This is a genomic window from Pseudomonas sp. NPDC087803 (genome assembly GCF_044742995.1).
In the GTDB taxonomy this organism is placed as follows: domain Bacteria; phylum Pseudomonadota; class Gammaproteobacteria; order Pseudomonadales; family Pseudomonadaceae; genus Aquipseudomonas.
Genome location: NZ_JBIUVO010000015.1, coordinates 1 through 9821, shown reverse-complemented (window position 1 = coordinate 9821; position 9821 = coordinate 1). Strand labels below are relative to the sequence as shown.

The following is a 9821-nucleotide window of genomic DNA, read 5'->3' as shown; positions in this document are numbered from 1 at the left end:
ACCACCGACACCGCACCGAACTCACCCATGGCCCGCGCGGTACACAGCACCACGCCATAGATCAGGCCCCACTTGATGTTGGGGACGGTGACATGCCAGAACATCTGCCAGCCATTGGCGCCGAGCAGGCGTGCGGCTTCTTCTTCCTGCGTGCCTTGTTCCTGCATCAGCGGAATCAGCTCGCGGGCCACGAACGGCACGGTGACGAAGATCGTCGCCAGCACGATGCCCGGCAGGGCGAAGACGATCTGGATGTCGTGATCCTGCAGCCACGGCCCGAACAGGCCCTGGGCGCCGAACATCAGCACGTAGACCAGACCGGCGATCACCGGCGAAACCGAGAACGGCAGGTCGATCAGCGTCACCAGCATGCTCTTGCCACGGAACGAATATTTGCTCACACACCACGCGGCGCTGACCCCGAACACCAGGTTCAGCGGCACCGAAATCAACACGGCGATCACCGTGAGTTTCAGCGCCGACAAGGCGTCCGGTTCAAAGATCGCGGTGAAGAACGCACCGAGGCCGTTCTTCAAACCCTGCGACACCACGATGAACAGTGGCAGTACCAGAAACAGGAAAAAGATCAGCCAGCCGAGACCGATCAGCACGCGCCGTGAAGTAGCACTGCCACGGCGTGCAGCGTTGGCCGAGGACGCGGCCGCAATAGACGATTGGGACATGGTTCGCGCCTCCTTATGGGGTTTCGATGCGCCGCTGCAGCAGGTTGATCAGCAGCAACAGGACGAAGGAAACCACCAGCATCAGCACGCCAATGGAAGTGGCGCCGGTGTAATCGTATTGGTCGAGTTTGACCATGATCAGCAGCGGCAGGATCTCGGTTTTCATCGGCATGTTGCCGGCGATGAAAATCACCGAACCGTACTCGCCGACGCCACGGGCGAACGCCAGGGCAAAACCGGTCAGCCAGGCGGGCAATAGTGCTGGCAGCAGAATGTGGCGGAACACCTGCAAAGGTTTCGCGCCGAGGCAGGCCGCAGCTTCTTCGACTTCACGGGGGATGTCGGCCAATACCGGCTGCACCGTGCGCACCACGAACGGCAGCGTGACGAAAGTCAGCGCCAGGGTGATACCCAACGGGGTGTAGGCGATCTTGAAACCGAGGTCGGCGGCGAACTGGCCGACCAGACCGGTCGGGGTGTACAGCGCGGTCAGGGCGATACCGGCCACCGCCGTCGGCAGGGCGAACGGCAGGTCGATCATTGCGTCGATCACCTTGCGTCCCGGGAACGTGTAGCGCACCAGCACCCAGGCCAATAGCGTACCGATGATGCCGTTGATGATCGCCGCACACAGCGCAGTGCCGAAGCTCAGCTTCAAGGCTGCCAGCACGCGTGGTGCGGAAATGATCGTCCAGAACTGATCCCAGGTGAGCTGGGCGGCGTGGACAAACATCGCCGCCAGCGGGATAAGCACAATCAGGCTGAGGTACACCAAGGTGTAGCCCAGCGTCAGCCCGAAGCCGGGTATGACGGGGGAGATACGACGCGACATAAAAGTCCTTGGTTAAAAAGCATTCCGCTGAACGCATCAATGTGGGAGCGGGCTTGCTCGCGAAGAGGGAGTATCAGTCAACTTCAGGTCGTCTGACACTCCGCTTTCGCGAGCAAGCCCGCTCCCACATTTTCCGGCGCCTGAGCATCAGGCTCGTGGTGTGGCTAAAGTCAGATTACTGCGCCTGATAGATCTGGTCGAACACGCCACCGTCGTTGAAGAATTTCGGCTGTGCGGTTTTCCAGCCGCCGAAGTCCTTGTCGATGGTCACCAGTTCCAGTTTCGGGAACTGCTGGGCGTACTTCGCCGCCACGTCCTTGTCACGCGGGCGGTAGAAGTTCTTCGCCGCGATCTCTTGGCCGGCCGGGCTGTACAGGTGCTTGAGATAGGCTTCGGCGATCTGCTCATTGCCCTTCTTCTCGGCGTTCTTGTCGACCACGGCCACCGGTGGCTCGGCAAGGATCGACAACGAAGGCACAACGATCTCGAACTTGTCGGCGCCGCCGTCTTCTTTCAGCGCCAGGAACGCTTCGTTTTCCCAGGCCAGCAACACGTCACCCTGACCGTTGTTGACGAAGGTGATGGTCGAGCCACGAGCGCCGGTGTCCAGTACCGGAACGTGCTTGAACAGGGTCTGCACGTACTCTTTGGCTTTTTCTTCGCTGCCGCCGTTGGCTTTCAGGCCATAGGCCCACGCAGCGAGGAAGTTCCAGCGGGCACCGCCGGAGGTTTTCGGGTTCGGGGTGATTACCGAGACGTCGTTCTTGACCAGGTCGCCCCAGTCCTTGATGCCTTTCGGGTTGCCCTTGCGCACCAGGAACACGATGGTCGAGGTGTACGGAGTGCTGGCATCCGGCAGACGCTTCTGCCAGTCAGCCGGCAGGGTCTTGCCGAGCTTGGCGATTTCGTCGATGTCGCCGGCCAGGGCCAGGGTCACCACGTCGGCACGCAGACCGTCAATCACCGCCCGGCCCTGCTTGCCCGAACCGCCGTGGGATTGCTGGATTTTCACTTCGTCGCCAGCGTGTTCTTTTTTCCAGAAGTTGATGAATTCGGCGTTGTAGTCCTGATACAGCTCGCGGGTCGGGTCATACGACACGTTGAGCAGTTCGTACTCCTTGGCAACCGCGGAACCGGCAAACACAGCGCTGGCCAGGGCGGCCAAAGCGTAACGGCGAATCGACGACATGGTGAAAGCTCCTGGAATTCTTGGTGGTGGCTTTTTCTTATGAATATCTGGAATCGGGTGTGCCGGCTAAAGATCGCAGCCTTCGGCAGCTCCTACACACAGCCCCCCTGTAGGAGCTGCCGCAGGCTGCGATCTTTTGATCTTCAACTCAGCCCGGTTGTTTACCGGGTTGCTGCAAACGGAATTTCTCTTTGCGTTCGATCTGCACGACCTGAGCGTTGTGCACAGTGATCTCCACCGCGCCAAATCGCAGGTCGCGCAGCGCGCTCTGGATTTCACGCAAGATGGTGGTTTCGTCCTGACCGTCAACGCTGCGAAGGGATGCGCTCATGGTGCTGCTCCTTTGAATGGGATATGCCTGGCAGTGGGCGGCACTGCGTTCGGCGTGGGAGCAATATAAGAGAAGCGCAGATATTCTTAAAAAGACTATTTAAGAATGTTTATATAACTAGAAAACATTATCTGACGGAGCAAGGGTTTGCGCGGTGTTCCCGCAACGAAAGAACACCGCAACCCCTGTGGCGAGGGAGCATGCTCCCGCTCGAGTGCGAAGCGCTCGCCGTTTTTTTGGGGCCTGCTGCGCAGTCCAGCGGGAGCAAGCTCCCTCGCCACAGAATCGGATTCAACCGATAAACGGTGCGCGCGACCAATCAATCTCCCCCGCCGGCACCGGCCGTCCAAACCAGTAGCCCTGCCCCAGATCACACTCCTGCTCCAACAGAAACGCCGCCTGCTCCGCCTGCTCGATCCCTTCTGCATGCACCTGCATGCCCATGCTGCGGGCCAGGGCGATGATCACCCGAACAATCGCCGCGTCATCCTCGTCCCACGGCAGACCGGCGACAAAACCCTGATCAATCTTGAGCTTCTGCACCGGCAAGCGCTTGAGCCGCAGCAGCGATGAATACCCGGTGCCGAAATCGTCGATGGCCAGGCGAATGCCCAACTCACGCAGATGATGCATCTGCTCCAGCGCCACTTCCGGGTCGTCCATCACTGCGCTTTCGGTGACTTCCAGCTCCAGATACGCCGGATCCAGCCCGGTCTCGTGCAGCACCTGCGCCACCTGCTGATACAACTCACGCCGGGCGAACAACCGCGACGACACGTTGACCGCAACAAACGACAGCACAATCCCGGCCTGCTGCCATTGGCACATCTGCGAACACGCCTGACGCATCACCCAGGCGTCGATTTCGGCAATCAGCCCGGTGCGTTCGGCAATCGGAATGAATTCCGCCGGCGACACCAGCCCCCGCTGCGGATGCTCCCAGCGCACCAGTGCTTCGACGCCGATCAGGCGACTGCTGTGCAAATCGTGAACCGGTTGGTAGTAAACCCGCAGTTCCTGCTGCTCCAGCGCGCGTCGCAGTTCGAAGGCGATTTCGACCCGCTGCTGCGCATGCGCGGTCAGCTCTTCGGTGTACAACGCATAACCGTTGCGGCCGCTACTCTTGGCCTTGAACAGCGCCGCGTCAGCGTTGCGCAATAACTGATCGGCACTCAACGCATCACTGGGGAACAGGCTGATACCGATACTGGCGTTGATGAACAGCTCATGCCGGTCGATGCCGAACGGCTCCTTCAGCGCATCGAGAATGCGCTGGGCCAGGGCCGCCGCTTGAACCAGTTGTGGACAACTTTCCGCCAGCACCGCGAATTCGTCACCGCCAAGCCGCGCCAGGGTGATCCCGGGGCCGAACAGTTCCTGCAGGCGCGCTGCCACCGCTTTGAGCAGGCGATCACCGACGTTGTGCCCGAGACTGTCGTTGATCATCTTGAAGTGATCGAGATCGATCATCAGCAGCGCGCAGCCGCGCTTGTGGATCTGCGCCGACGCCAGCGCCTGCTCGGCGCGGTCGCTGAACAACAGGCGATTGGGCAGGTCGGTCAGCGGGTCGTGGTGGGCGAGGTGCTTGAGTTCGTGTTCGGAGTGCTTGATCGCACTGATGTCGGAAAACACCGCCACGTAGTGACTGAGCCGGCCCTGATCATCGTGAATCACGCGGATGGTCTGCCACTGTGGATAAATCTCGCCGCTCTTGCGCCGGTTCCAGATCTCCCCGCTCCATTCGCCCTCGCTCTCCAGCGTGGCGAACATTGCCTGATAGAAGCCCGGCGGATGGTGGCCGGACTTGAACAGGCTCGGCTGATGCCCGAGGACTTCTTCGCGCTGATAGCCGGTGATCTCCATGAACGCGCGGTTGACGTGCACGATCAGGCCCTGACGGTTGGTCACCAGCACCCCTTCTCGAGTGCAATCGAACACCGCTGCCGCCTGACGCAGGCGCTCACGATCGGCCTGGCGCTCACGCAACCGCGCGCCGATCCCGAGAAACTCACACAAGCGCACGCGGGCGAGAAAAATCAGCCCGGCACTGAGCGCCGCCCAGACGTAACCGTTGATCAGTTGCCAGCGCAGTTGATCGACGGACTCATCGAAGAAATTGTTTAATAAATAACCAGTACCTTGCAGCCAGAGGGCGGCAAGCACGAGATAGAGCAGCGCTGCACGCAAGGCATCGCGATAAGTGGCAGACATTCGGCTGTCCATGTCCCTACAAAAAGGTTGGAATTATAGGTCAAGAAACATCCAGCGACTCTTATCTGAAAGGGCGACTGGTTTTATCTGTGTGCTTGGTGATAATGCAACGGCTGTTTTTATCTTTATCGAGGGCCCTATAGCCTATGTGGTACGAAGGTTTTCTTGGCTTGTCGGCCTGGTCTCTGGTCGCGGTCACCCTGCTGATGACCCACGTGACAATTGTCGCCGTCACGGTCTATCTGCACCGTTATTCGGCCCACCGTTCGCTTGAGCTGAACGCTGGTCTGAAACACTTTTTCCGCTTCTGGCTGTGGCTGACCACGGCGCAGAACACCCGCGAGTGGACTGCCATCCACCGCAAACACCACGCCAAATGCGAAACCGAAGATGACCCGCACAGCCCGGTCGTCAAGGGTCTGTCCACCGTGCTGCGCAAAGGCGCCGAGCTGTATCGCGCCGAAGCCGAGAACCCCGAGACCCTGCGCATCTACGGCAAAAACTGCCCCGAAGACTGGATCGAGCGCAACCTCTACAGCCGCTACCCGCTGCTGGGCGTCGCCATCATGGGCGTCATCGACCTGTTGCTGTTCGGCACCATCGGCATCACCATCTGGGCGATCCAGATGATGTGGATCCCGGTCTGGGCCGCCGGCGTGGTCAACGGTCTGGGCCATGCCATCGGCTACCGCAACTTCGAATGCCGCGACGCGGCGACCAATCTCGTGCCGTGGGGCATCCTGATCGGCGGCGAAGAACTGCACAACAACCATCACACCTACCCCAACTCGGCCAAGCTGTCGGTGAAGAAGTGGGAGTTCGACCTCGGCTGGGCGTGGATCAAGGTCTTCAGCTTTTTCAGGCTGGCCAAGGTGCAGCGCGTGGCACCGATCGCCCACCGCGTCGAAGGCAAGGGCAATCTGGACATGGACACCGCCATGGCGATCCTCAACAACCGCTTCCAGATCATGGCCCAGTACCGCAAATTGGTGATCGGCCCATTGGTCAAGCAGGAGCTGGACAAGGTCGATCATTCGGTACGCCATCAATTCCACCGGGCCAAACGCCTGCTGTCGCGGGAAACCAGCCTGCTGGAAGACCGTCATCACTTGCGCATCCAGAACATGCTCGAGCACAGCCAGGCCCTGAAGGTCATTTACGAAAAACGCCTGGCCCTGCAGCAGATCTGGGTCAAGACCAGCGCCAATGGCCACGACATGCTCGCCGCCATCAAGGAATGGGTGCACGAGGCCGAGGCCAGCGGCATCCAGTCCCTGCGTGAATTCGCCGACCAGTTGAAAACCTACTCGCTGCGCCCGACCGCGTAACCTCCTGTAGGAGCTGCCGCAGGCTGCGATCTTTTGATCTTGTCTTTTAAAACAACATCAAGAGATCGCAGCCTGCGGCAGCTCCTACCGGGTTAAAGCCATTTCCCCTCCAGGCCGCGTGATCATTGTGATTACCGCCCGGCGGGAGCAGGCTCCCTCGCCACAAAAGCGTGGAACTTAGCACCGAAAGCCCTATCTGAAAGACACTTCGCCACTCCGGCGGGCTGTATTGTGGCCGTTGTCGAAATTGCGGCACGCCCTTTGAGATATGTGCCGATGGTCAACAACAATCAAAAAGACTCATCCCTTGCGCAGTGGCCCGAGGCCGCGCAAACCCTGATGGCGCTGATGCACGCCCAAGGCGAAGTCGCCCGGCTGAGCGAGCGCGAGCAGCTGTTCAGCTCGTTGCTGGTGAGCGTCAACGCGGTGCTCTGGGCGTTCAACTGGGAAACCCGTCAGGTGCTGTATGTCAGCCCGGCCTACGAACGGATTTTCGGTCGTTCCGCAGGCCTGTTGCTGGCTGACTACAACCAGTGGCGCGACAGCATCTACCCCGACGACCTGGACTACGCCGAACGCAGCCTCGCCGAAGTGCTGCACACGGGCGCGGTGGAAGATCGCGAATACCGGATCATCGCCGCCGACGGCCAGGTCCGCTGGCTCAGCGACAAGTGCTTCATCAACCGTCAGGACGAACCCGGACAACCGGTGATTATTGTCGGCATCGCCGAAGACATCACCGACAAAAAGCACATGGAAACCGAGCTGCACCGCCTGGCGACCACCGATGTACTGACCCAGAGCAGCAACCGCCGCCATTTCTTCGAGTGCGCCAACCGCGAATTCGAAGAGGCGCGCCTGCAAGGTGCGCCGCTGGCGTTTCTGCTGCTGGACATCGATGACTTCAAGCAGATCAACGACAGCTACGGCCACCCGGAAGGTGACAACGTGCTGCAGCGCATCGCCGAGTGCGGGCGCGGCTCGTTACGCCGCGGCGATCTGTTCGGACGAATCGGCGGCGAGGAGTTCGCCGCGGTGTTTCCTGGCTGCGCACCGGACATGGCGTTGCAGGTGGCCGAACGACTGCAGCAGGAAATTCAGCGGTTGGGCTTCAATGTCGATGGCCAGACCTTCGGCATCACCGTCAGCCAGGGATTGACCAGCCTCAAGGATGAAGACGAAAACCTCGACAGCCTGTTCGCCCGGGCGGATGCGGCGATGTACGAGGCCAAGCGTCAGGGCAAGAACCGGATTATCTCGGCCTGACCGCATATTTCAGCCACCCAAATATCCAATGTGGGAGCGGGCTTGCTCGCGAAAGGTGGTGTGTCATTCAGCATTTGTGGTGCTGATAGACCGCCTTCGCGAGCAAGCCCGCTCCCACAGGGGTTTGTGCAAGCTCGAGATATTTATTTGCGCATCCGCATCAATTCCGGCAGACCGATCTTCAGCAACCGCGCCGTACGACTCTTCGCCAGCTCTTCAACGCCCTCATGCTCGGTCAGACGGGCCATCTGCGCCGCCATGTTCATCACCAGCGCTTCACGGGAATACACCCCGCCTCCGAGCTGGTAGACCGACGCAATCAACTCACGCAGCTCCAGCGGCAAGCGCCAGCGTGTACGCAATGCCGAACCGTAGGCCGCGCCAAATTCCGCCAGCGCGTCGCCGACTTCCTCCAGCTCATCCAGCTCGCCGCCGGCCTGCTTCCATTCCTGCAAACAACGCAGCAACGCCAGATCACCGAGACGATGCAACATGCCGGCGCAATAGCAGCGCTCCTGATCCAGATCCAGCAGGCGCGCCAGGGTGCGCGCGTATTCCGCCGTGTGCAGCGACAGGCCCCAATAGCGCTCGGCGTAGTCCGCCAGGCACGGGTCACTGAGTTTGGCGCTGCGCTTGAGCGCCAGGCCGAGGATCAGGTTCATGCTCTGCCCGGTGCCGAGTCGATGCAGCGCCTGCCCGAGGGTCTGCACTGCCGCGCCATGATGCTGCGCCGCGCTGTTGGCGGCGGCGATCAGCACGGCGGTGATCTGCGGATCGGTGCGGATTTCTTCTTCCAGCAGCTTCAGATCAAGTCCGTTCGGGTTCAGGCTGCGCTTCACCGCCACCTGCACATCGGTCATCAGCGGCGCGCCGTCAGCCTGCTCACGACGCCGCTCAAGGAATACCGACAAGGTCATGCCCGCCGCCAGGGCCGGCACTTCGCAAAACACCTCTTCGCCCGCATCCAGCAGCAACCCCTGCAAGCGCTCGGTGAGGTTTTCCATGTTCAGCGGTTTGGTCAGGTAGGCCGTGGGCGCCAGCGGGATGGCTTCACGCACGCTGGCGCTGTCGTTGCGACTGCTCATCAGGATGAACGGCAGCGGCGGATTGCGTTTGCGCTGGCGCACACTGCGCAGCACGCTCAAGCCGTCGATGCCCGGCAACTCCCAGTCGACGATGGCCAGGTCATACGGCACTTCGCTGAGCAACGCCATGGCCTGCTGGCCGTCGGCACACAGATCCAGCCGCGCATCGCAGCGCACATTGAGCAACACTTGTTTGAGCAGGTCCCGAGACCACGGATCGGCCTCGGCAATCAGCACTCGGGGTACGGCGGGTAAATCAACGGCAGTCATGCGCGCTCTCCCTTGCAATGCCTGAACCTTAGCCAATGCTGGCCTTTCGATACAGCGCAAAAGCGCCGGATGTGTTTCAAGGGGCGTAAAAAAACCCGCCGAAGCGGGTTTTTTGTCGAACCGATCACACAGAGTCGGGGCTTACAGCTCCGAGAAGCACTCTTCGATGATCGCCAGACCTTTGTCCAGTTGCTCGTCCGGCGAGGTCAGCGGTACGAGAACGCGCAGCACGTTGCCGTAGGTGCCGCAGGACAGCAGGATCAGGCCCTTGTCGCGCGCCTTGGCCACGACAGCCGCAACGGCGGTCGGGTTTGGCTTGTGGCTGTCGCCGTTTTCGAACAGCTCGACCGCAATCATCGCGCCCAGCGCACGCACTTCACCGATCACCGGGTACTTGGCCTGGATGGCCTTCAGACCGGTTACCAGACGCTCGCCGACAGCCTTGCAGCGGTCCAGCAGTTGCTCTTCTTCGAACACTTCCATCACGGCCAGGGCCGCGGCGCAAGCGATCGGGCTACCGGCGTAGGTGCCGCCCAGGCCGCCTGGAGCGATGGCGTCCATGTATTCGGCCTTGCCGCAGACACCGGCCAGCGGGAATCATACAGCGATGGTTTTGGCGCAGGTGG

Annotated in this window: 8 protein-coding genes and 1 pseudogene; 2 read left to right on the top strand and 7 right to left on the bottom strand. The window is 60.8% G+C overall.

The features are described from left to right. The 5 genes from ACIOUG_RS11320 to dibA all read right to left on the bottom strand — a co-directional run. A partial coding sequence (locus ACIOUG_RS11320; protein WP_401065352.1) for a sulfate ABC transporter permease occupies nucleotides 1-683 on the bottom strand: 683 nt, incomplete at its 3' end. 13 nt (nucleotides 684-696) lie between these two features. After that, on the bottom strand, nucleotides 697-1515 hold the full coding sequence (gene cysT, locus ACIOUG_RS11315; RefSeq protein ID WP_007952818.1) for a sulfate ABC transporter permease subunit CysT: 819 nt from the start codon (nucleotides 1513-1515) through the stop codon (nucleotides 697-699). 175 nt (nucleotides 1516-1690) lie between these two features. After that, nucleotides 1691-2704: a sulfate ABC transporter substrate-binding protein gene (locus tag ACIOUG_RS11310; RefSeq protein ID WP_401065349.1), complete on the bottom strand. Its 1014-nt coding sequence runs from the start codon at nucleotides 2702-2704 to the stop codon at nucleotides 1691-1693. 148 nt (nucleotides 2705-2852) lie between these two features. Next, nucleotides 2853-3035: a sulfur starvation response protein OscA gene (gene oscA, locus ACIOUG_RS11305; protein ID WP_034151822.1), complete on the bottom strand. Its 183-nt coding sequence runs from the start codon at nucleotides 3033-3035 to the stop codon at nucleotides 2853-2855. Between the two features lie 291 nt (nucleotides 3036-3326). Further along, nucleotides 3327-5246: a phosphodiesterase DibA gene (gene dibA / locus ACIOUG_RS11300; protein WP_401065348.1), complete on the bottom strand. Its 1920-nt coding sequence runs from the start codon at nucleotides 5244-5246 to the stop codon at nucleotides 3327-3329. A gap of 146 nt (nucleotides 5247-5392) precedes the next feature. On the opposite strand from dibA, the gene desA reads away from it, so the two are divergent. After that, on the top strand, nucleotides 5393-6574 hold the full coding sequence (desA, locus tag ACIOUG_RS11295; protein WP_401065346.1) for a delta-9 fatty acid desaturase DesA: 1182 nt from the start codon (nucleotides 5393-5395) through the stop codon (nucleotides 6572-6574). Nucleotides 6575-6850: 276 nt separating this feature from the next. Next, on the top strand, nucleotides 6851-7840 hold the full coding sequence (locus tag ACIOUG_RS11290) for a GGDEF domain-containing protein (RefSeq protein ID WP_401065344.1): 990 nt from the start codon (nucleotides 6851-6853) through the stop codon (nucleotides 7838-7840). Between the two features lie 143 nt (nucleotides 7841-7983). On the opposite strand, the gene ACIOUG_RS11285 is transcribed toward ACIOUG_RS11290, so the two are convergent. Then, complete coding sequence (locus tag ACIOUG_RS11285; protein ID WP_401065342.1) at nucleotides 7984-9195, bottom strand: HDOD domain-containing protein; 1212 nt, start codon at nucleotides 9193-9195, stop codon at nucleotides 7984-7986. 141 nt (nucleotides 9196-9336) lie between these two features. Further along, a pseudogene (locus ACIOUG_RS11280) lies at nucleotides 9337-9792 on the bottom strand (aminotransferase class III-fold pyridoxal phosphate-dependent enzyme); the annotation flags it as partial. Between the last annotated feature and the right edge of the window lie 29 nt (nucleotides 9793-9821).

Coding starts and splice junctions, on each gene's coding strand:
- ACIOUG_RS11310 (WP_401065349.1), bottom strand. CDS start 2,704: ATGTCGTCGATTCGCCGTTACGCTTTGGCCGCCCTGGCCAGCGCTGTG.
- oscA (WP_034151822.1), bottom strand. CDS start 3,035: ATGAGCGCATCCCTTCGCAGCGTTGACGGTCAGGACGAAACCACCATC.
- ACIOUG_RS11290 (WP_401065344.1), top strand. CDS start 6,851: ATGGTCAACAACAATCAAAAAGACTCATCCCTTGCGCAGTGGCCCGAG.
- desA (WP_401065346.1), top strand. CDS start 5,393: ATGTGGTACGAAGGTTTTCTTGGCTTGTCGGCCTGGTCTCTGGTCGCG.
- dibA (WP_401065348.1), bottom strand. CDS start 5,246: ATGTCTGCCACTTATCGCGATGCCTTGCGTGCAGCGCTGCTCTATCTC.
- ACIOUG_RS11285 (WP_401065342.1), bottom strand. CDS start 9,195: ATGACTGCCGTTGATTTACCCGCCGTACCCCGAGTGCTGATTGCCGAG.
- cysT (WP_007952818.1), bottom strand. CDS start 1,515: ATGTCGCGTCGTATCTCCCCCGTCATACCCGGCTTCGGGCTGACGCTG.